A 20,982-nucleotide genomic window follows, 5' to 3' on the forward strand; every position below is an offset into this window, starting at 1 on the left:
ATTAATTTAAGATTGGTGATTCATTTTCTTCGTCTTCTAAAATTGGAATTGGCACTACCTTGTCAGTTTCGTGTAGCTTTTCATAAATTGCAATTAGTAAGACATCCCTTACCTCCCGCCAATTACCTCCATCTGGAAATAAATATTCTGCATAATCTTGAACAGTAATTAAAGGATTTTCTGCCTCTTTAAGATAATTTTCACTGTTTAGCTTTACAAAAAGCTGCCGAAGACCATGAGCTGATTTTTCGCCATTTAATCGTTTAATACTTTTTGTAATAAAATCTGTTTCCCGATCTATTACAACAAAATCTGCTATTTGCTTAATTTTATCAATTGTTCTTTTTTCCATATTTTTAATGACTGTTTGATATTTTTCAACTATAATAAAAGGGAAAGAATGTTTTATATTCCAGTAGAGTATATTTCCTAAAATAGATCTTCCTGCTAACAGGTTTTCAAGGACACTATTTTTCCAGATTTTGTATGTTTCAAAATCAATAGTCTCACTTTTGCTATCCCAAACTTCTTTATCTTCATTAAAAGTAGCCCCTTTGTATTTAGAATTTCTATAGTTATTTCTAAGAAACTTATTCCAATCTTTTTTTATCTTGATACGATTACAAAAAGCATAGAACTTAAAAACCTTTGATTCGAGAACATAAATTACTACTTCCGGGCTTGCTCCAAAATTTGTAAAATGATAAAGGTTTAAGGTTATATCGGCTTTATTAAATAATTCTTCATCTTCATTGCTTTCTAATAAGGTTTTTAAATTTAGGCTTAAGTATTCATCAGCAAAACTAAATAAAGCATTTGCGGGATTATTAAATTTAGATCTTAATACACCTTCGGATGTACCACTACTAAATGCCTTTAAATTTTCTATGCAATTCCTTTCAACAAAAAATGCTGTTACTTTTTCGTGATTGCTACTAAGCATAGCAACTTTATCATTAAGTTGTACTAATCCTAATGGAACAAAGAAAATTCTAATTAATATTTCTTTAGAAAGATATAATCCGGATTCAAAGTTGTGATGAAAATTTATAAAAGTACCTGAGCCCGAAAGAATATGATTATCTCTCCCTGCTGAAAATAACTTTGTTTTCCGGCCGGATATTCTACAATATCCTTCCTGATGCTTTTCGGTTTCATCAATTAGTGCTTTGTAATATTTCAAAGCTTCGTCTATTTTTCGCTGTCCAGCAAAAGCTGCTTGTGTAATTTTAGAATTTAGAAAAAACGCATGTAACTTTCCTCCCCATTTATTTACGTAAAGATTTGCTGCAAAATCTATAAGACCTGATATGTCGCGATCTTTTAAATGCGGCAAAGTCCATAAATACTTTATTACTAATCCTCCTGTATCAGCAAAAGGATCGCCGGTTATGTTGGTAAGATATTGTGTTGTTACTTTATCTGTTTCTTTCATATACTTTTACCCTATTGTAACCCTAAATACTATTATCTAATTCTGCATAAGCAACACAAGCTAAAACATCCTCTTTTGTCAACTCAGGAAAATCATCAATAATTCCTTCCATGGTCATTCCCGAAGCCAAATACCCGAGAATATCAGATACAGTTATGCGCAAACCTCTAATACAAGGTTGCCCGCTTCTTTTTCCCGGTTCTAAAGTAATCCTACCATTATAATCAATTTCTTCGCTCATTTTTATTTTAAGAATCATAAATCCTTCAACAACAACTTCACTAAATATGAAAATTTCATTTCCTATTTGGTGCGATTTTTTTTATGTTTGTATCAGTACAAATTGCTTTAGTATCTAAAACTCGCTTCATGTGGGGGTTGCTTTAAGCACGGGGCTAAAAGAATTTGTATTTTTAAAAGTTTTCCGATTGGTTGTCCGTTTATCATTGTTTCTGTTTTTTGATTATTTTATTTTTCTCCCACACAACCAAATCCAATCGCATTCATATTTCCAAGTCCTGCATTCAACGCCATTTCCAAAACCCTGCCCGAAGCACGCATCTCCAGATCAAAGCCTAAAAACCCACGCACTTTGGTTTCGGCGGCTTTGCCTGCTTTAATGGTCAAGAGGCGGCTTTGCAATTTTGCCAGTCCGCCGGTTTGTATCTCAAAAGGTTTTTGTTGGGTTTCCTGTGCTGCTGTTTCCGGGCCAAAAGCTACAATTAGTTTTTCAACCAGGTTTTGTTTCAGCAGCGAAATAAAACCGGCATCCTCCGGCGATAAGTAATCTTCGTTGCCGCGCTCGTTTTTCCGGCATACCACCATGGGCGAAAGCAGTTTCAGTTTTAAGGTATGCACTGTTTCAAGCTGGTTACTTGCAATGGGAAAAGGCATGGCTTCAATTTGCGAAATGGTAAAGTTGGCCTGTGCGGTGCGGTCGCCGATAGAAAGGTTTTGGCTGGCAAATATCCCTTTCACCAAGTTTTCTGCAAATTCAGGCATGTGGCAGGCCAAAACAAAAGTAACCTGGTTGCCTTGCAGCTTCAATGCTTCTTTTACCACTATAAATTTGGCCTGCAGGTTAGAAAAAGTAAAGAATTTAAAATGCCGGGAATGCCTGTTTTGCGCGTAGCCTTTCTGGTGCAAAAACTCGGCATAACCTGCATCGGCCTGCGCTATTTTCTGGTAGATAACAGCGGACAAAGGATACTGATAATTAAAAGGCACAAAGGTTTCCCTTTGTAAAGGCGTTAACGTTAATTTAAATTGCATGTAAGGTTTTGGTGCTTACAAGGTAATTATAAATCAATACGAAACAATATTTAAGTATAAATTAAACTTACGGCACCAACAATTTCTCAAACGCAAAACCATCGCCTTTAAAAGCGTTAAAATCTACCAAATGGTTAATGCCGTTTACCTTGGCTTTGTCCGAATGCTGCCAAAACCACCAGTTGGTTGCCGGGTTTATTTTCAGCTTTTCTTTGTAATAGTGGGCTATCCAGTACGGGTAAGCATCGAAATAACCCATTAAATAATCCTGGTAAAAGCTCAGGCCCGAATAAATGATGGGTTTGGCTTTGGTTTTCTTTTCTACAAAATCCAAAAAGCGCTGCAATTCTTTGCGCATTTGGGCTGGTGGGACGCCGTCCAACTGCTCAATATCCACCACCATTGGCAAATCGCCTTTTTCCAGGTCCACGTTTTGCAAAAAGAAACGCGCCTGCCACACGCCGTTTTTCTCCGGCCTGAAAAAATGGTACGCGCCGCAAATTAGGCCCACTTTTGGTGCTTCGCGCCAGTTGCGTTTAAAATACGGGTCAACGGTAAGCAAGCCTTCCGTTGCCTTGATAAAAGCAAAACTGACCTGCACGCTGTCTTCCTGCATCGCTTTTACCTGGTGCCAATCAATTTTGCCTTGTGCGTAAGAAACATCAATACCGTGGATGCTGTATTTCCGGGGGATGCCGATACCAAAACTTTTGTAAACACGGTAGTTGGGGTTTTGGCCGATGTCTTTGATCCACTGCCAACTTGTGGTAAAAGTCTTCACAATGTAGCCGTAGTAAAAAGGCGAAAGCAGGATGAGCAAAGCGCCGGCAAGTAAGGTTTTCCAGGGAAACCACGTTTCCTGTTGCTGCTTGCCTTTCTGTTTTACAGGTGCTTTTTTACCAACAGCAGGTTTTTTCTTAACGGCAGTTTTTGGTTTGGCAGGAAGCTTTTTGGCAGGCGTATCCACAAAGGTTAAAAGTATAAATTTAAAAAGAAGCAGGTTTTGATGTTGAAATTTTTTCTTCGGAAAATTGTAATGCTTCTTTTACCACATAAAATTCGGATTTGTTGTACGTCTTTTCTTTAAATAGATGCAAAACTCAAATTTATGCCGGTAAAAGAAGCATCACGTTTCCGCATCAACCTCAAATTTCCGAAAATTCCCAGGCACTGTGGTAAGCGTTCAATTGCTCGGCATAAGTAATAAAATCAGTATAAAAAGGCAGTTTAGAAAGCGTGGAACTATCGCCAACCACCACCAATTTTTTCCGTGCCCGCGTCATTGCCACATTCATTCTTCGGATATCCGATAGAAAACCAATTTCGCCTTTTGCATTGCTGCGCGTCATGCTGATATAAACCACATCGCGTTCTTGTCCCTGGAAACTGTCCACGGTATTAATAGAAATATTTTTGGCAACGGCTTGTAACGTTTCAAAATCTGCCATTTGTTCTTTCAAAACCCGTATTTGCTCTTTGTAAGGCGCAATTACGGCAACGGTCGGGAAGTTTTCTGCGGACAAATGCGTTTTCAATTCCTGCACATAAGCCGCTAAATGTTTCAGCAAAAAGTTCCCTTCTTCGGGGTTGGTTACGCTCGTGCCTTCCTGCTTTTCCTCAAAACCGCAACCGGCCGTATCAATAAAAGTTAAAGGCGCATCCTGCGGAAACAACACACTTTTAGCAACTATTAAATTTGCTTTCAATTTATCCTGATAAAACACCTGCGAAGGAAAGCCCATAATCGCTTCGTTCATGCGGTATTGTTCGTCCAGCAAAACCACCGCTTCGGGGTGCAGGCGGATACATTTTTCAAAAAGCGTTACGCTGAAACCTTGCGCCGCCGCTTCGGGTGATTTGATGGTTGGCGGCAACTGGCAATGGTCTCCGGCCAAAACTACTTTTTTTGCTTTTAAAATCGGAATCCAGCAGGCCGGTTCCAACGCTTGCGCGGCTTCGTCAATCACAACGGTTTCAAACTTTAAATTGCGGATGGTAAAATGGTTTGCGCCAACCAAAGTAGCCGTGATCACCTGTGCTTTTCCGATCAAATCATCGGTAATGAATTGCTCCATCGCGCCCGCTTCTTTCATCAATTTATGCGCTTCGGTAAAAAGCGCTTTGCGTTGGTCGCGTTCGGCTTTGCCAAAACTACGCTTGTATTTGTGCGCTAGGTTTTTGTATTCGCCGGCCTGTTTTTTCAGCTTTTTAATCTCTTTATAATTTTGGTGTTCGGTTGTTTTTCGGTCTAAAGTCAGCGACAGCAATTTTTCTGAAACCCTTGCCGGATTGCCAGTCCGCAAAACATTCAAACCTAAATCGTCCAGTTTTTCGCTCAATAAATCAACCGCCGTATTGCTTGGCGCAACCACCAAAATTTGTTTTCCGTTTTGTTGGATCAACGCTTTAATTGCCTGCACCAGTGTTGTTGTTTTTCCGGTTCCGGGAGGACCATGAACAATCGCCAATTCATCCGCAGCCATAATTTTTCGGACAGCTTCCGTTTGTGAAGAATTAAGCTGAGGGAAAGTTTCCGAAATTTGTGTGGTAAAAGAAGCATGGATATTTTCGCCGGTCAGCACTTGGATTAAATGGTTTTCCTCCGGGTTTTCACTCAGTTTGTCGGCCAGTTTTAAGGCCGATTGCATCTCGTTGTAACTGTTGTTGTCAAAAAGCAAATCAATGCCCAATTTCCCGTCGCGGCTCCAATCCGGCAGTTCGTCCACAAACAAATTAAGTTTAAGGCGGTTGCCGTTTACGAAAGTAACCACGCCTTCCACACGGTCTTTTTTTGGATCGTAGTTGGAGAAAAGTGCAGCCGGAATGCCAAAACGAAACTGGTGCGCCAAATCGGGGTGCGTCGTCCGTTCCACTTCCACGTTTAAATAATCGCCGTGGCTTGGTTCTGTTCCTCTTATCGCGATTGGGTACCAGGTCAATCCGTTTGCCCGCCGCTCTGCCGCCGAAGTGCTTTCGGTTAATTTAAAAAAAGTTTTCCAGTCTTCCTCTTTTTCGATGCGGAGCAGCTCGAGCTGGCGTTTAAAATAATCCATCCGGCAAAGGTAAAGCTCGTTTTAAGTTTTTAAAAAGCGGTTTTGTGGAAAGGGAAGTATTTGTGCGATGCTTCTTTTACCGGCATAAAATTGGTTTGGCTAAACCTTTAAAAACGCTAAAAAAATAGGCATAAAAACAGCATTGTTATTTTTGATGTAGATTGATAGAACAGTAACACTATATTTGAGGGGACTAATTAAAGGCATCCACAACAATCCTTAAAAAACCATCGAAAGCAGTTTTGTAAGAATTTGCTTTGCATAAAACTAGGTGCCATGAGAAAAAATTACTTCCTGTTGCCACTTCTTTTAAGCCTGCCGTTTATCCTTAATGCACAAAACAATCCGGCAAAAACCGGTAGCCATGTTACCGTTTATGTAACGGCCAAAAATACCGATCTCAGGTTTTCGCCTACCGAAACCTTGACCTTAAAACCTGTCGGCCAGCCTCCCGAAGGCCAGGTTTCAGTTTTTGTTGACCCCACCAAAACGTTTCAAACCATGATTGGCATTGGTGGCGCCCTGACCGATGCTTCCGCAGAAACCTTTTACAAACTGCCCGTGGCCAAACAGCAGGAACTGATGACGGCTTATTACGACAAAGACAAAGGCATCGGTTATACTTTTGGCCGCACCAATATCCAAAGCTGTGATTTTTCGAGCGATACCTACAGCTATGTAGCCAATAACGACGCGGCATTAAAAACTTTTAATATCAGCCACGACAGGAAATACCGCATACCGTTTATCAAAAGCGTGCAAAAAACAGCAGGAAGCCAATTCAACCTGTTTGTCAGCCCTTGGAGTCCGCCAGCCTGGATGAAAGACAACAACGACATGCTGAACGGCGGCAAACTCAAGCCGGAGTTTATGCAAAGCTGGGCCAACTTTTTCGCCAAATTCATCAAAACTTATGAAAAAGAAGGCATCCCGGTTTGGGGCTACAGCGTGCAGAACGAGCCGATGGCGACGCAAAAATGGGAATCCTGCTTGTACACAGCTACCGATGAACGCGATTTTGTGAAGAAATATTTAGGCCCAACCATGCGCAAAGAAGGCTTGGGCAGCAAAAAAATGATTGTTTGGGACCATAACCGCGATTTGATGTACCAGTACGCAAGCACCATTCTGGAAGATCCGGATGCTGCCCAATATGTTTGGGGCGTTGGTTTTCACTGGTACGAAACCTGGACGGGAGCCGGAATGCAATTTGAAAGCACGCGCCAGGTAGCTGAAGCTTTCCCGACAAAAAATTTGGTTTTTACAGAAGGCTGTATCGAAAGTTTTGATTTCGCACGGTTGAACGACTGGTCTTTAGGCGAAAGGTACGGCCTTTCTATGGTCCATGATTTTAACAGCGGCACCGTAGCCTGGACAGATTGGAACGTGCTGCTTGATGAAAAAGGCGGCCCAAACCATGTGGGCAATTTTTGCTTCGCGCCAGTACATGCTGATACCCGCGATGGCAGTTTGCATTACACCAATTCGTATTATTATATCGGCCATTTCTCCAAATTTATTAAGCCCGGTGCTAAGCGTATTGCAAGTGTGACCAGTCGCGGTAACTTACTGACCACGGCTTACATTGCCCCGGATGGCAAAATCTCGGTTGTGGTGATGAACCCAACCGACGAAAAAATTCCTTATACGTTGTGGATGAAAGGCCAGGGCGCGGCAACAACCAGCCTTCCGCATTCCATTGCTACTTTGGTTATTGATTAATTTTAAATTTTATTGTTGATGAACTTCATTTCCAAAAAACGTCAATTTTTGTTCGGCTTAGTTTTGTTGTTGCTTGCCGGTTTTACTTCTCCGGGTTTTGCTGCAGAGGGCGATTATTATCAGCTTAAAATCTATCATTTGAAAACCAAAGCGCAGGAAGACCGCATGGACAACTACCTGCAAAATGCCTATTTGCCAGCCTTGCATAGAATGGGCATAAAAACAGTAGGCGTGTTTAAACCGGTTGAACAAGACACGGCGGCCGATAAAAAGGTTTATGTTCTGGTCCCTTTCAGTTCCTTAAAAAAACTGACGACGGTTGACCAGGCTTTAAATTCCGACCAGCAATATCTAACAAACGGCAAAGATTATTTGGATGCCAATTATAAAGATGCTGCTTTTACGCGGATGGAAACGGTTATCCTCCAAGCTTTTCCAAAAATGTTGGAACCTGCCGTCCCCAATTTATCTTCGCCAAAAACAGAACGTGTTTACGAGTTGCGCAGTTACGAAAGCCCGACAGAAAAGTACAATATCAACAAAGTGAAGATGTTTAACGTTGGGAATGAAGTTGCGCTTTTTAAGCGGCTTAATTTTAATGCTGTTTTTTATGCCGAAGTTTTGGCCGGAAGCCACATGCCCAACCTGATGTACCTAACAGCTTTTAACAGCAAACAAGACCGCGACAAACATTGGGAAACATTTTCGAACGATACGGAATGGAAAACTTTATCGGCCAGGCCGGAATATCAAAACAATGTTTCCCGCAATGATATGGTTTTTCTTCACCCAACTGCTTATTCAGATTTTTAATCATCTATTTTCGCCCATTCCTAAACTTCAACCTTAATGAAAAAAGTAGCTTATACTTCGTTTATCGCCTTAATTTTGTTAAGCGGAATTGCAAACGCACAAGCCGTTGGCAAATGGGTTTACCTGTTCAACGGAAAATCAACCGCACAATTAAGAGGCTACAAAATGGACGGTTTTCCTGCCGAAGCCTGGAAAGTTGAAGATGGCGCTTTGGTAACCAACCCGGATGTGCCTAATGTTGATCTGGTATCAAAAAGCACTTATACCAATTTTGATTTAACGTTTGAATGGAAAATGTCCAAAGCGGGCAACAGTGGTGTTTTTTATAACGTGGAAGAAACTTCGGCCCATCAATCTGGCAACGGAAACAGCCCGAACTGGCTGGACAATTTCGAGATGCAGTTGCTGGACGATATTGATTTTAACGACAAAGAGCCGAAACGTTCGGCAGGTTCTTTGTATGATCTGATTGCGCCTCAAAACAAAATTTTAAAACCGGTTGGCCAATACAACACTGGCCGGTTGTATGTAAACAAAGGCCACGTAGAGCAATGGCTGAACGGCGTGAAAGTGGTGGAATACGAAATTGGATCGAAAAAGCTGAACGATTTAATCGCTGCAAGCAAGTACAAAGACAACCCCAAATTTGCCAAAGCCACCAGCGGCCATTTGATGTTTCAACACCACGGGCAGAGAATCTGGCTGAAGAATATTAGGGTGAAACGGTTGTCCTGAAATCATTAAAACTGGTTAATGCTTAATAACGTGAGTTCGGTTTTTAAATATTTCAAAACAGGCGTTAGTGAAAAATAGGAACACAGAAATAATGTCGAAACTGTTTTCGTTTTATGGTCTGTTGTCGATTGCTTATAATACTCCAAAGAGTTTATTTTTATAGTCAATTATAACGGTATTTTTTAAAAAGAAAACATTTCCCGTTAATCCCCAAATATTTGCAGATTTATAAAAGTCTCCAAATGTTTCTTTTTCATCAAAGTAAATAAGAGACCCGTTAAGAACTTTGTTACCAAACTTTATTGGTTTATTGGTTTTTACTCCATAAAAAGTTATTTCCTTTCCCCAGCTCGTAACGGTTAAAGAATCTACAACTTTAGCGTTTGCTGTTTTTAGCGCATGCTCTTTTGATGTAGTCAAAGTGAAAATACTTGAGCCTGTGTCAAATAATAAATATTGAGTTTCGCCATTGATTAACAATGGAACCTTTATTCTTCCATCGTCGTTTCTAAATGGTTGAAATGTTGCCAATTTATATTGTTTTGGTAATTCTTGACATACGCTAATTCTGTTTTTGGGATAATCTATTATTAAAATCTTATTTTGAAATATGTCCGGTCCAATCGTTCCAATATGTTTTTCACTATTAGTAAGTATTGAATCCTGATTTATTTTGCTACCGAAGTTTTCAAAATAGCCAACGTTAATATCCTTAAATGAGGTAGTGCTCATTTTGAGGTTCATGTTAGTGAACATAGGATTAATCTTTCCCTGTATTAAAAACTTTTTCGATGTGTCAATTTTGTTTTTCAAATCAGGACAAACGTCTAAATAAGGTTTGATGGAATTTCCATAGATAACAGTTCTGACTGCGCCCAGATCAAACTGCATATTAAAATTGGCAGGAATATTATTGATTTTAACAGGGATGTTTATGCCGAGTTTATCAAAATATTTTCCGGAAACAGAATCACCAGCCCATTTGAAAGGTATCCATTTTAAATCTTGTGCGTTAGTAGTAACAGTAGAAACAAAAAGCAGAAAAGCAATAGAAATTTTCAATAACATATCTTAATTTAATAGTGTAAAATGCTAATGTTATCGTAACAACAATTAAGCGTACCGATATTTAAATTAATTGCCTCGACTCAGCAAATATCATTAATTATTGTAAATACATTATTAAACCCGTTGGGTGTAATTAAATTGGGATAAATATGTGCAATAGATATTGGTCAAGATACTGAAATTCAGTATCTTGACGTTGCAAAACAACCAATATCCATGTCAAATATAGCTAAAAATTATTTTAGGGTTTTAGAAGTGCTGAGTTCTTTGAATATTGTTTTATTGCCGGCAAAACGGGCCGGAAGAAAGCCTAAAATGTCTGATTTAGAAGTTGTTGCCTTAAGTTTGACTGCCGAGTTTATGTCCATCGACAGTGAAAGTTCATTTTTTGGCCAGTTACAAAATGGGCAGATAGCCAACCTGATCGAACGCAGCCAATTTAACAAAAGGAGAAGGAAACTATTTTTCTTCACTGAACGAGTCAGGCAACACTTATACTCAAAGTTCACCGAGTTCGAGGATTGTTTCATCATTGACAGCATGCCTTTAGAAATCTGTAAAATGGCCAGGCAAAACCGGGCCAAGATATGCAAAGAAGATTTTGAAACAGCCCCGGACAAGGGCTTTTGTGCCGCCCAGAACATTTGGTTTTACGGCTATAAACTTCATGGTATCTGTACCATGGGCGGCGTGTTCCAATCCATAGATATCACCAAGGCAAGTGTCCATGACATACATTTGCTAAAAGATATAAAACATCAAATGGCTGATTGTGTGCTACTTGGTGATAAAGGTTATCTATCTTCAAAGCTACAGTTGGATTTGTTCGAGACAGCAAACATCAAATTAGAAACGCCTATGCGCACCAACCAAAACGGTTATCAAAAGCAACCCTATATCTTTAGGAAATCAAGGAAAAGGATTGAAACCTTGTTCTCCCAATTATGCGACCAGTTTATGATCAGAAGAAATTATTCCAAGTCCTTTCAAGGCTTTAAAACAAGGGTCTTGGCCAAAATAACAGCCCTAACTTTGGTACAGTTTATCAACAAATACATATTCAACAGGAATATAAACAACATCAAAACACAAATCATTTAATTACACCCAACGGGTTTATTAAGATTTTATTTATTATTAAGATCTTACTTAATAGTTTTTGTTTTTTGCTGATACTGTTTTTATCGGCATAAAATCCGTGTCCGATTAACTGCAAAAACTTTAAATAAGGCTTCGTCAGGATACTTCTTTTATTGGGTAAAAATTGGTGCAAAATTTATTACGATGGATGGTTGCTTTTTTCGGTATGCTTCTTTTACCGCCGGTATAAAATCATCATGGCTGGGCTTTTTATTTTCCCTTGGCAAAAAGTAAAAGCAAGAACGGGAACGAAATTTAAGGTAAAACCTGCTTAGTATTTGCACAATTAAACGCGTTTAAGACAGGAAATGACCCCGGATTTGCTACGGATGATGCAAAAGGCATAGTTAGGCAGAAGTAATTGCTTTTGTTGATGAATTAGCAATTATTGTTTAATTTAGGGTTATGACAGAAATAACTTTTTTAGTGCATGAGGCCGAAGAAGGAGGCTATCACGCCGAAGCCGCAGGTTTTGGGATTTTGGCAGAAGGCGATACGATCAGCGAATTAAAGGAAAATATTAAAAGCGGTATTTCTCTCTTTTATCACCATAAAATCAGTAATGGTAAACCTTAAAATAATAGGGGTAAAAGAAGCATTTGCCCGGGTTTTTAAAATTTGAACGAATATAATTTATCACATGAAAAATAATTTAACCGGCTTGCTTTGCCTTGTTGTATTGGGTTTGTTTTCGGCTTCCTGCAAAAAAAGTTCGAATGTTACGCCTGCGCCAATTGTCCCGCTTAAAACGCTGGGTTTGTACCAATATGGATCGGGCAACAACCGACGGGTTTTTATCCCGATAAGCAAAGTAGGTACGCAGGCGGTAACTTATTACGGCGTTTTTGATACCGGTTCTACCGGCCTTACGCTGGATGCCAACGGCATTTTACCGGCTTCGATGGTTACCAGTTCGGGCATTGTTTTTACCGGCGATTCCATCAACGTAAACGGGATTACCGTTACGTCCAAAACATCAACAATCAGCTATGGCGATAAAACCAACGGCACCAAAGAATACGGCAACTTGGCTTACGCGCCCATCACTATTGGCGACCAAAACGGAAACATCACCACCAAAAGGATACCGTTTTTTTTATATTACAAAATAGTGAACAACCAAACCGGTGTGCAACTGGCGGCACATGCCGCCGATGTTTTTGGCGTTGCTACGGGCATCAGTTATTTTAATTCGGCCATCGGTAGTCCGCTGAGTTATTTTACGTTAGGTACCGGCCTTACCAATGGTTTCAGGCTGGCTGTGCTTAACAGCAGCAGTTTTAGCAGCACAGGTGCTTACGTTTCCGGCTTGCTTTCTATCGGTTTAACGCCGACAGACTTGAGCAGCACCACCGGTTTTATCATGCACCCGCTTATTTACAATGCGTCCGTTGGCTATTCGCCCAATATCCCGGCAACCATTACATACAACGGGCAAAGTGTTTCGGGTAATGTTTTGTTTGATACCGGCACGCCTTCCGTTTCTGTTATCGAAGACCCAAAAGCAACCGCAGGCTTGGGCAATTTGCCGGCAAGTTCGCAGGTAACTGTTACCACCAACCGCGGCTTTACCTACACTTATACCACCACTGGCACCATCAATTTAACGGCCATCCAAAACCCAAACATCAGCGGCGATTACCGGACCATTTTCAGTATTGATTTTTTTACCGCCAATGAATATTTAATGGATTATACCAACCACCGCATCGGGTTGAAAAATAATTAAGCAGGCTGGTTTTAACAGCAAGACGATACTTCTTTTATCAGGGAAAAATTGAGGAATTGTTGGTTTTTTAACCTCGATACTGTTTTTATGCCCCTAAAATCAGGCTAAGTAAAAAGCAGACAACACTACAAACAACACACCAACACAAACTGCAACCCAGAAATAAGTACTGGCTTTCAGGTTGTTGTCTAAATGTTGTTTTAACAAACTCATCGTGTTGCAAATGTAGGTTTGCTTTTAAACGAAATTGTTAAGAAAAGGTTAAAGTTTAAGTGTGGAAAATTGTAAAAAATTATAATTTAGTTGTGAAGGGGAATACTTCTTTTATCGCCTAAAAATTGGTGTAAATAATGCCAAGATATCCGGAGCTTTAAAAGCTACATTTTAAGGCTAATCCGCAGAGTATGTGATAAATTTAGAAGTTTGATATTTCAAATTAATACTTGATAAATATTATTATATTTATAAATAAATTTTCATTTATGTTTATCAAACTCAATATTGCACTACATTTACTTGCAATATAAATACGCATGCCATTAATAAAATATACGAGAAACAACAATGGGACTTATGGCCCGACGGTAAATAATCATTATTATATATCAAAATTAGATCACAGAAGGACAGCGAAGCGTAAAAAAGGTAAAAATCGATGGGATATTACTGAAGGAGAAGAATTTAGTGTTTTTAAACCATCTGTTGAGAATTTCGATGATTGGTATTGCAAAGAAAATAGATGTATCTTTAGTTTGATTGACAAAGGAGATGTAATTCTTGGGAGAAGCGGAGAAAGGCTTGCAAAATTTCCAAATAACAGAAATGATGGGGAACCGTGGCATGGCTACCCTGTGTTTACCGAAGATCCTCAAAACTGTCCAAGTGTAGAGTTGTTAGAGCGGTGGAAAACAGAAAAAAAAGTGCCATTACATATTATTGTAAGAATAGAAAGAGGTTCATTATGAAAACTATAAGAATTCATATAAAAGGTGATTTTCAAGATGGCTACATATATGGGGGCCAGTTATTTTTAATTGAAAATAATGGTAATATTAATTGTGTCACCTTATGGGATGTTATTTCTAAAAACTTAAATCATGATTCTGATGAGTATAGCTTTTTTAAACTTGTTTTTTCTCAAAACAATTGGTTATTAAATGAACAAGGGAGTACACTTTTGAAAATTAATGAATTTAAAGAATCTTTTAATAAACTTTGGAAAAGATATTCAAAAATAGAGTATTCATTTGATTTAGAAACAAATAACCAAAAACTGCTTCATACATTAGATACTACTCCAACTTTAGACTTTAAAATTTATGGAATGAGGATGTTTGTCGGAAATAGAAATGGCCTATATGAGGCAGGGTTTAGTATTGATGACAGTAACAATGTATCGTTAAATGAAGGAATAAGTAGAGTTTTTGATGCTAAAGTAACTAACTTATCTGCTAAATCCGGTTCAGTTATGATTTCTTCAAATTATGATGGTCTTTATCACGGTCAAATGATTGGAATTGGTGAGCGATTGAAAGTCAAAAATCAGTCCATATATGGAAAATCATTTAGGTCTGGCTGGAGTGGCTACGATGTTGTTAATTACGAATCTCAAAAAAACTTAAACTATTTAACGAGCGAATTTAGTAGAACTGAAGACAGACGTTACCTATTTAAAGACGAAGCCGAAACACGTAAAATAAGTATAGATGTTGTTGGTAAGGAAATTTATGGGTTGAATGAATTGCTTGGAAATTCAAAATTAAATGAGGACAAAATAGTTTTTTCATTCAACAGCGCTGCTCATTGTTTCTTTTTATTAGATAATGGAAATTTTGAAGCCTTTAGTTTCAGAAAGGACTTGAGGGACAGTCCTGTCAAATTGAGTACAAAAGCTTTTCAATTACCAAAGGGTATAACTAATAAAAACAAGGTGTTAAGACCTATTTCCTCTAAAAATGTCCCTAATGGCTGTGTAATAGAATATTTTGACCAAGTTATTTTAATTCATAATAATGAAAGGATTGTATTGGAAAACCGTCCTGTTATTTCGATAAAGACATATCCTGGCTCAATTCGTTATAAAAATATTATTACAATATTCGACGGAGATGGAGTAGCAATTCACAGTATGTATCCTTTTTAATATAACAATTGCTGCTTACTCTTTTAAAATAAACATAGAAACACATGTAGTTTGATATCCAATAAAGTCGTACCTGCGACTATATCGAAATACTAAAAAACTCTTTTCAGATTTACCTGATCATCTTTTTTACCGTCCTTAACAAAATCGGAGGGACAAAGTCAACCACAACATCCCGAAAAGTCAAAGGTTCTTTTTCCGTGTCGCCTTTAACGCCGGCACGGTCAACAAAAAGCGTGGCATGTGCTTTTGGGTTCAGTTCGCTTTTTGGGCGTCCGTTGGTGTAATAATACAAAGCGAGCGATTTCCGGCTACGATCAGGCGGACAACTTAACGCATCCGGATGCCCGTGAAAAGAAAAATCAGTGGTCGAAAAAATGGCAATACGGTTAAATATCGGCAGCACTTTTTTGTAGGCGCGCGTCATGTCTTTGTCCCACAACTCAAAATTGCCGCCGTAGCTTTCTTCCCAATCTTTGTTCAAATAAACCAACAGGTTAATCCTGCGGTCCAGAAAAGTCATTTCGTGCTTGTTAAAATCAGCATGTACTTTTAGCAAACCGCCGGGTTTTATTTCGTGGTAACCGCCACCAACAAAATATGGGTCGGGCAATAAAGTCTCTTTAATGCCGGTTAGTTCCTGCAAAAACTGCAGAACAGGCTGCGAATTTAAAAAATGCGCCAACAAGCGGCCGGTTTCGCTAAAATGCCTTTCGCCTTTGGCCTCAAGTTTTTTTTCGTTGTGGTTATCGTAGGTTTTTACATCGGCAAGCTTGGAAAGGTCTGGAAACTCGTTCGCCACTTTGCTGAGCATTTCCTCATTAAAAAAATTATCAATTACGATGCTTGGAAAAGGCGAGGCGCTGATATATTCCTGGTGCTTGTCTTTGCCAAACTGCTTCAAGTCTGTGATAGATTGATTGATAAAATCCATAGCTGTGTGTTCTGATCGGACAAAAATAGTTAACCTTAAAGTTTTAATTGCCAAGTTCTGTTCAATGCTTCTTTTACCGCACAAAATTTGGTGTGGTAAAAGAAGCATTTGGAACAAAAACAAAAAAGCGGATAACCAAAGATTACCCGCTTTTGGTGCCCACGGAGAGACTCGAACTCTCAAGAGACAATCCTCAACGGCTTCTGAGACCGCAACGTTTACCAATTTCGCCACATGGGCATGCTGCTGCAAATATAGTTTTTTCGGGGAAAGTTTTTTAACAATCCTTAAAATCCGGGTTTTTTGTGTTTGGTTTGAAATTGCTACTTTTAACCGGAACGTCGGCGGCCGCTTTTGCACCGTTTTTAATTTCACAAATTTTTATGTCGAAAAAAACCCTTTTGCTTTTTCTGTTGCTCATCGCTCTAAAAAATTTATTACAGGCGCAATCAGTTTTGCCTTTGCAGGAAGGGCCAAATTGCAGCATTCGCGGCTTATCGGTTGTAAATAAGCGGATTGCATGGGCGAGTGGGAGCAAAGGGCAAGTTGGGCTAACGAAAGACGGCGGCAAAACCTGGAAATGGCAGCAAATAAAAGGTTTCGGGCAAAGTGATTTCCGGGACGTGGAAGCTTTTTCAAGCCGGGAAGCTGTGATAATGAGTTCGGGCACGCCGGCTTTGATTTTGAAAACGAAAGACGGCGGCACAAGCTGGCAAACCAAATTTCGGCAAAACGATAAAGCTTACTTTTTGGATGCTTTGGCTTTTGCCGATGACAGGCACGGTTTTGCTTTGGGCGACCCGGTAGCGGGAAAGTTTTTGTTATTGGAAACCAAAGATGGCGGCGAAAGCTGGAACCCGATGTTAAATTCACCAACTGCTTTGCCCGGCGAAGCTGCTTTTGCCGCCAGCGGAACTTGCATCAGTACAAACGGCAAAACATTAACTATTGTAACAGGTGGAAAAGTGAGCCGAATGTTGATGTTCGAGATTGGCAGTAAACAAAAAAACGCGAAATGGCAAACTCTGCCGCTTCCTTTGCTGCAAGGCAAGGATAGCCAGGGTGCTTTTTCATCTGCAAGAAATAAAAAACAACAGTTGGTTGTGGGCGGAGATTACCAGGACAAACAACGTACGGATTCGGTGGTGTGCGCTGTTTCTGGTTCTTTGTTGGCCAATGTTTCGGCCCGTCCGCCTGCCGGTTATCAATCTTGTGTGGCATTTATTAAAGGAAATATTTTTATCTCCACCGGTACATCTGGCAGCAATATTACTACCGACAACGGCAAAACCTGGAGGCAGATTGACAAAACTAGTTACAATGTTTGCCAGAAAGCCAAGCGCGGCCGTTTGGTTTTATTATCCGGCGACCAGGGGAAAATAGCCGTTTATAAAAATTAGCGGCCTGGCCATAAAGTGTTTAATTTAACGTTCAAAAATATTTTGCTTTACACCTTGCACGCAATAGCTAATACTGCTATATTTGCACCACTTTAAAAAAACGGCAACGTTTTGAAAAGGATGATTCCGTAGCTCAGCCGGTAGAGCATAACACTTTTAATGTTGGGGTCCTGGGTTCGAATCCCAGCGGGATCACTGGTCTAAGTATCAATTTCGTTTAAAAGCCTGCAAATCACATGATTGCAGGCTTTTTGTTTTTTGTGACACCCTCAAATATTCACTGACTCTCATAATAAATGAGCGTAATTCGGTGAGTAGTTTTAGAAAATCGTTTTTACTCACCGAATTAAGTGTAACTAATTGTAATACAAGATGTTCAGCATATGAACATCTTGATGTTTTCAGACTGCAAGGCTACTTTTGTTAACCTTTTAAACAGTCTATGATGAAAACTAATTTTAGTTTGCTTTTCTACATCAAGAAGCAAAAAAACTATTCAACAGGTACTGCTCCAATTTATTTGCGGATAACTGTAGCTGGCAAACGTTCTGAAATTACTTCTGGACGCGAATGTGAACCTGAGCGTTGGAACGCTAAAACAGGACGAATGTCCGGTACTAAGCAAGCCACGAGAAATTTTAATGCCTATCTTGATATTTTACAGCATCAGGTGTATAAGGCTCACAAGGATTTAACAGATTCAAATGAAACGATTACAGCAGATAGTATAAAAAATAGATTTCTTGGCAAAGACGAGAAATCACACACACTTTTAGAGGCCATTAAAGATCACAACCAGAAGATGAGAGCCTTGATTGACAATGGATACGCAATTGGAACTTTAAATCGGTTTGAGGTTTTAGAAAGGCACGTCATCTTGTTCTTGCAGGAAAGATACAAAGTCACTGATTTAAATGCTAAAAAAATAGATCATGCTTTTATAGCTGATTTCGAGTTTTATTTACGGACTGAAAAATCCTGCGCTCATAATACAGCAATTAAACACATTAAAAATCTTGGCAAAATTCTTCGCATTTGCTTAAGTCTTAACTGGATTGACAGAGATCCGATGTTTGGTTACAAACTGAAATCAAAAAATGTAGAAAGGCCTTTTCTTACGGAGGATGAACTAAAGCGAATTGCTGCAAAAGAATTTAGCACAGAAAGACTTTTAAAGGTACGTGATGTATTTCTTTTTTGCTGTTTTACCGGCTTGGCCTATGCGGATGTACAAAAACTTAAGCTTTCAAATATTGCAAAAGGGGTTGATGGCAACAAATGGATATTTACTAATCGAAAAAAAACCAACACCAGAACTGCTATTCCTTTGCTACCATCAGCCGTTACAATCTTAGATAGATATGCAGATTGCCCTTATTGTGTGAGTAGCGATAAGGCGATGCCCGTTGCTACTAATCAAAAAATGAATGAATATTTAAGAGAGATTGCTGGACTTTGCGGAATTGACAAAGAATTAAGTATGCACATTGCACGGCATACGTTTGCCACTACTGTAACACTATTGAATGGGGTACCTATCGAAAGCGTTTCTAAAATGCTTGGACACACCAGCATAAGAACTACCCAGATTTATGCTAAAGTTTTAGATATTAAAGTTGGAGAGGACATGGCCGCCGTAAGAAAAAAATATTTCAATATATAAAAGCGTCTGGTAAGATCTATCAAGTACGTTGACCAAATGAATTAATCAGCTTTTTATATTGAAACGGTTAGCAAAATGCCCAGCCATACCAATATTAAAAATAGACAGCACTACGCTAAAATATTAGATATGAAAGTCAGCCATGGTAGGGTATTGCTAAAAGAGAAATATAAAGCAGGCACTTGTTAAAAAAGAAACTAAAACTTCTGCGACCTAACAAAACATCAATTTATTAAATACCTATATTTGTATGAGTACAACACACCAAATGATGAGCAGCACAACCACAAACGACTTACGTTCAGCTTCAATCTTTGAGCTATCGAATGAGGAATTGCGGGAAAGACTGCGTCCGGCCTATGAAAAAATTAAACAAGAAGCGTTTGCAAAACATAGCTACCTCACTTATTATGACCCCTTAGTATGTCCGACCGTAGCACATGCCGTACACGAGTATCGTGACCGGAAGGAGTTGATGTGGATGGATCAAACCGGTAAAGAACAGTTTGTAAAAATTCTTTGATCCTATGTCAGATAACCCGCAGCTACTATTCGTCGCGGGGCCAAACGGTGCAGGGAAATCGACCTTTTCCAAAGAGTTGTCGCCTCTCGGTGCTGTTATCTTTGACGTGGACAAAGTTATTGCCCGCATAGTGGCCCAATCACCTGATATGCCAAACAAAGAGGTGTATGATATAGCGACTCAGGAATTTTTTGACCAAGCCAATAAAGCAGTCAGTTTGAAGCAGCATTTTACTTTAGAAACTAATTTTAGAGATAAGGAATTAGTGGATATTACTGACCAGTTCAAACGATTTGGTTATACCACAAACATGGTCTATTTGACTTTGGACAGTATGGAACAATCAACTTACCGGGTAAATCAGAGGGTGCTGAATGGCGGTCATTTTGTAGATCGTAAAAATATCCTATTGAACTATCATGAAGGCTTACAATATCTTGAGCGTTTTGCTGACCGCTTTGACAATGTGGAGATAGTTGACGGTTCAAAAAATTTTGGTGAGTTTAGATCACTGTTGAGTATAAAGCAACAAGAGCTTATCTACCTAAGCACGAACCTTCCCGCCAGTGTGGAACAAACTGTCATCAATATTGCTAACCGCTATAGGGATAAATCAAGAGATGAAGATAATGATGAAGAACAAGACTGGGATTATCGTTTAGGACGATGAAAATCTGACACGAAAAGCAGTTTTAACACTTCGCCAGGTTACAATTGGAACAACGTCTTTCCAACAGTCGGAAAGACGTTGTTCGCTTACTCTGAGATAGTCAAGATTTAATCTGACAGTTACGAAAAAGAGCAGTAACTTAAAAACAGATTAAAGCAATGACAACACAAGAGAAAATCATTAAAAACAAGCTGGGTATTTTAGAGCTTGCCCAGCATTTAGGGAACGTATCTCAGGCCTGCAAAGTGATGGGCTACAGCAGGGACAGCTTTTACCGTTTCAAAGAATTGTATGAACAGGGCGGCGAACTAGCCTTGCAGGAAATCAGCAGAAGAAAACCTGTACTAAAAAACCGGGTAGAGGAACACATCGAAAAAGCAGTGCTGGAAATGGCCATCGAGCAGCCAGCGTTAGGGCAGCTCCGCGTTTCCAATGAACTGAGAAAGAAAAGCATTACTATTTCACCAGGCGGTGTAAGGAGCATTTGGCTACGTCATGACCTGCAGACCTTTAAGCTTCGTTTGAAAGCACTCGAAGCCAAGTCGGCACAGGAAGGGCTGGTATTGACCGAAGCGCAAGTCGTGGTGTAAGCTTCCCCTTTTCAGTACGCCTCAAAAGTAGATTTTTCTATTAACCTGAGTTCGATTAATAAATATTGATAAAAGTTTGCCAATCAATAGAA

At 39.4% G+C, this 20,982-nt stretch carries 19 protein-coding genes, 2 tRNA genes and 1 pseudogene; 14 read left to right on the top strand and 8 right to left on the bottom strand.

Going from position 1 to position 20,982, the window contains the following annotated elements; genetic code table 11:
* Position 1 precedes the first annotated feature (1 nt).
* The 5 genes from cas8a1 to Q0192_RS04780 all read right to left on the bottom strand — a co-directional run bounded on the left by cas8a1 (position 2) and on the right by Q0192_RS04780 (position 5,760).
* Positions 2–1,435: a type I-B CRISPR-associated protein Cas8b1/Cst1 gene (cas8a1, locus tag Q0192_RS04760; RefSeq protein WP_299286872.1), complete on the bottom strand. Its 1,434-nt coding sequence runs from the start codon at positions 1,433–1,435 to the stop codon at positions 2–4.
* Positions 1,436–1,457: 22 nt separating this feature from the next.
* Complete coding sequence (locus Q0192_RS04765) at positions 1,458–1,676, bottom strand: DUF433 domain-containing protein (protein WP_299286875.1); 219 nt, start codon at positions 1,674–1,676, stop codon at positions 1,458–1,460.
* 227 nt (positions 1,677–1,903) lie between these two features.
* Positions 1,904–2,707, bottom strand: coding sequence for a CRISPR-associated endoribonuclease Cas6 (cas6, locus tag Q0192_RS04770; protein ID WP_299286878.1), 804 nt, complete (start codon positions 2,705–2,707; stop codon positions 1,904–1,906).
* Between the two features lie 67 nt (positions 2,708–2,774).
* Positions 2,775–3,674, bottom strand: a complete 900-nt coding sequence (locus Q0192_RS04775) for a glycoside hydrolase family 25 protein (protein WP_299286881.1) — start codon at positions 3,672–3,674, stop codon at positions 2,775–2,777.
* A gap of 178 nt (positions 3,675–3,852) precedes the next feature.
* On the bottom strand, positions 3,853–5,760 hold the full coding sequence (locus tag Q0192_RS04780) for an AAA domain-containing protein (RefSeq protein WP_299286884.1): 1,908 nt from the start codon (positions 5,758–5,760) through the stop codon (positions 3,853–3,855).
* A gap of 276 nt (positions 5,761–6,036) precedes the next feature.
* Between Q0192_RS04780 and Q0192_RS04785 the strand changes: the two genes are divergently transcribed.
* From Q0192_RS04785 to Q0192_RS04795, 3 genes are read left to right on the top strand one after another with little or no spacing between them, the layout of a single operon-like run.
* Entirely contained in the window at positions 6,037–7,482 is a 1,446-nt protein-coding gene (locus tag Q0192_RS04785; RefSeq protein ID WP_299286887.1) for a glycoside hydrolase family 30 protein, read from the top strand.
* Positions 7,483–7,500: 18 nt separating this feature from the next.
* On the top strand, positions 7,501–8,295 hold the full coding sequence (locus tag Q0192_RS04790; protein WP_299286890.1) for an NIPSNAP family protein: 795 nt from the start codon (positions 7,501–7,503) through the stop codon (positions 8,293–8,295).
* A gap of 36 nt (positions 8,296–8,331) precedes the next feature.
* Positions 8,332–9,030, top strand: coding sequence for a DUF1080 domain-containing protein (locus tag Q0192_RS04795; RefSeq protein ID WP_299286893.1), 699 nt, complete (start codon positions 8,332–8,334; stop codon positions 9,028–9,030).
* Positions 9,031–9,162: 132 nt separating this feature from the next.
* On the opposite strand, the gene Q0192_RS04800 is transcribed toward Q0192_RS04795, so the two are convergent.
* On the bottom strand, positions 9,163–10,098 hold the full coding sequence (locus tag Q0192_RS04800; RefSeq protein WP_299286896.1) for a hypothetical protein: 936 nt from the start codon (positions 10,096–10,098) through the stop codon (positions 9,163–9,165).
* Between the two features lie 315 nt (positions 10,099–10,413).
* Here Q0192_RS04800 and Q0192_RS04805 point away from each other — a divergent pair, with 315 nt between their 5' ends.
* The 5 genes from Q0192_RS04805 (at position 10,414) to Q0192_RS04825 (ending at position 15,110) form a co-directional block, all read left to right on the top strand.
* Positions 10,414–11,199 (top strand): IS982 family transposase, encoded by a 786-nt coding sequence (locus Q0192_RS04805; protein WP_299286923.1) that lies wholly within the window; start codon positions 10,414–10,416, stop codon positions 11,197–11,199.
* A 444-nt stretch (positions 11,200–11,643) separates the two neighbouring features.
* Positions 11,644–11,814: a 2-oxoisovalerate dehydrogenase gene (locus tag Q0192_RS04810; RefSeq protein WP_299286899.1), complete on the top strand. Its 171-nt coding sequence runs from the start codon at positions 11,644–11,646 to the stop codon at positions 11,812–11,814.
* A gap of 64 nt (positions 11,815–11,878) precedes the next feature.
* Complete coding sequence (locus Q0192_RS04815; protein ID WP_299286902.1) at positions 11,879–12,967, top strand: hypothetical protein; 1,089 nt, start codon at positions 11,879–11,881, stop codon at positions 12,965–12,967.
* Positions 12,968–13,500: 533 nt separating this feature from the next.
* Positions 13,501–13,932, top strand: a complete 432-nt coding sequence (locus Q0192_RS04820; protein ID WP_299286905.1) for a hypothetical protein — start codon at positions 13,501–13,503, stop codon at positions 13,930–13,932.
* Positions 13,929–15,110 carry a hypothetical protein gene (locus Q0192_RS04825; RefSeq protein WP_299286908.1) on the top strand — a complete coding sequence of 394 codons (1,182 nt, stop codon included), beginning with the start codon at positions 13,929–13,931 and terminating at the stop codon, positions 15,108–15,110. The genes Q0192_RS04820 and Q0192_RS04825 overlap by 4 nt, the downstream gene beginning before the upstream one ends.
* 112 nt (positions 15,111–15,222) lie before the next feature.
* Here Q0192_RS04825 and Q0192_RS04830 read toward each other — a convergent pair whose 3' ends face one another.
* Positions 15,223–16,044, bottom strand: a complete 822-nt coding sequence (locus tag Q0192_RS04830) for a 2OG-Fe(II) oxygenase (protein WP_299286911.1) — start codon at positions 16,042–16,044, stop codon at positions 15,223–15,225.
* A gap of 153 nt (positions 16,045–16,197) precedes the next feature.
* A tRNA-Leu gene (locus tag Q0192_RS04835) sits at positions 16,198–16,284 on the bottom strand.
* 143 nt (positions 16,285–16,427) lie between these two features.
* On the opposite strand from Q0192_RS04835, the gene Q0192_RS04840 reads away from it, so the two are divergent.
* The 6 genes and pseudogenes from Q0192_RS04840 to Q0192_RS04865 form a co-directional block, all read left to right on the top strand.
* Positions 16,428–17,444, top strand: a complete 1,017-nt coding sequence (locus Q0192_RS04840) for a YCF48-related protein (protein ID WP_299286914.1) — start codon at positions 16,428–16,430, stop codon at positions 17,442–17,444.
* Between the two features lie 122 nt (positions 17,445–17,566).
* A tRNA-Lys gene (locus Q0192_RS04845) sits at positions 17,567–17,639 on the top strand.
* Positions 17,640–17,886: 247 nt separating this feature from the next.
* Positions 17,887–19,107 (top strand): site-specific integrase, encoded by a 1,221-nt coding sequence (locus tag Q0192_RS04850; protein ID WP_366518136.1) that lies wholly within the window; start codon positions 17,887–17,889, stop codon positions 19,105–19,107.
* A gap of 250 nt (positions 19,108–19,357) precedes the next feature.
* On the top strand, positions 19,358–19,630 hold the full coding sequence (locus Q0192_RS04855; protein WP_299286917.1) for a hypothetical protein: 273 nt from the start codon (positions 19,358–19,360) through the stop codon (positions 19,628–19,630).
* Positions 19,631–19,634: 4 nt separating this feature from the next.
* Entirely contained in the window at positions 19,635–20,300 is a 666-nt protein-coding gene (locus Q0192_RS04860) for an AAA family ATPase (RefSeq protein ID WP_299286920.1), read from the top strand.
* A 158-nt stretch (positions 20,301–20,458) separates the two neighbouring features.
* Positions 20,459–20,881, top strand: a pseudogene (locus tag Q0192_RS04865) (helix-turn-helix domain-containing protein); the annotation flags it as partial.
* Between the last annotated feature and the right edge of the window lie 101 nt (positions 20,882–20,982).

This window comes from uncultured Mucilaginibacter sp., from assembly GCF_937859865.1.
In the GTDB taxonomy this organism is placed as follows: domain Bacteria; phylum Bacteroidota; class Bacteroidia; order Sphingobacteriales; family Sphingobacteriaceae; genus Mucilaginibacter_A.

Coding starts and splice junctions, on each gene's coding strand:
- cas8a1 (WP_299286872.1), bottom strand. CDS start 1,435: ATGAAAGAAACAGATAAAGTAACAACACAATATCTTACCAACATAACC.
- Q0192_RS04765 (WP_299286875.1), bottom strand. CDS start 1,676: ATGAGCGAAGAAATTGATTATAATGGTAGGATTACTTTAGAACCGGGA.
- cas6 (WP_299286878.1), bottom strand. CDS start 2,707: ATGCAATTTAAATTAACGTTAACGCCTTTACAAAGGGAAACCTTTGTG.
- Q0192_RS04780 (WP_299286884.1), bottom strand. CDS start 5,760: ATGGATTATTTTAAACGCCAGCTCGAGCTGCTCCGCATCGAAAAAGAG.
- Q0192_RS04785 (WP_299286887.1), top strand. CDS start 6,037: ATGAGAAAAAATTACTTCCTGTTGCCACTTCTTTTAAGCCTGCCGTTT.
- Q0192_RS04790 (WP_299286890.1), top strand. CDS start 7,501: ATGAACTTCATTTCCAAAAAACGTCAATTTTTGTTCGGCTTAGTTTTG.
- Q0192_RS04795 (WP_299286893.1), top strand. CDS start 8,332: ATGAAAAAAGTAGCTTATACTTCGTTTATCGCCTTAATTTTGTTAAGC.
- Q0192_RS04800 (WP_299286896.1), bottom strand. CDS start 10,098: ATGTTATTGAAAATTTCTATTGCTTTTCTGCTTTTTGTTTCTACTGTT.
- Q0192_RS04805 (WP_299286923.1), top strand. CDS start 10,414: ATGTCTGATTTAGAAGTTGTTGCCTTAAGTTTGACTGCCGAGTTTATG.
- Q0192_RS04810 (WP_299286899.1), top strand. CDS start 11,644: ATGACAGAAATAACTTTTTTAGTGCATGAGGCCGAAGAAGGAGGCTAT.
- Q0192_RS04815 (WP_299286902.1), top strand. CDS start 11,879: ATGAAAAATAATTTAACCGGCTTGCTTTGCCTTGTTGTATTGGGTTTG.
- Q0192_RS04820 (WP_299286905.1), top strand. CDS start 13,501: ATGCCATTAATAAAATATACGAGAAACAACAATGGGACTTATGGCCCG.
- Q0192_RS04825 (WP_299286908.1), top strand. CDS start 13,929: ATGAAAACTATAAGAATTCATATAAAAGGTGATTTTCAAGATGGCTAC.
- Q0192_RS04830 (WP_299286911.1), bottom strand. CDS start 16,044: ATGGATTTTATCAATCAATCTATCACAGACTTGAAGCAGTTTGGCAAA.
- Q0192_RS04840 (WP_299286914.1), top strand. CDS start 16,428: ATGTCGAAAAAAACCCTTTTGCTTTTTCTGTTGCTCATCGCTCTAAAA.
- Q0192_RS04850 (WP_366518136.1), top strand. CDS start 17,887: ATGATGAAAACTAATTTTAGTTTGCTTTTCTACATCAAGAAGCAAAAA.
- Q0192_RS04855 (WP_299286917.1), top strand. CDS start 19,358: ATGAGTACAACACACCAAATGATGAGCAGCACAACCACAAACGACTTA.
- Q0192_RS04860 (WP_299286920.1), top strand. CDS start 19,635: ATGTCAGATAACCCGCAGCTACTATTCGTCGCGGGGCCAAACGGTGCA.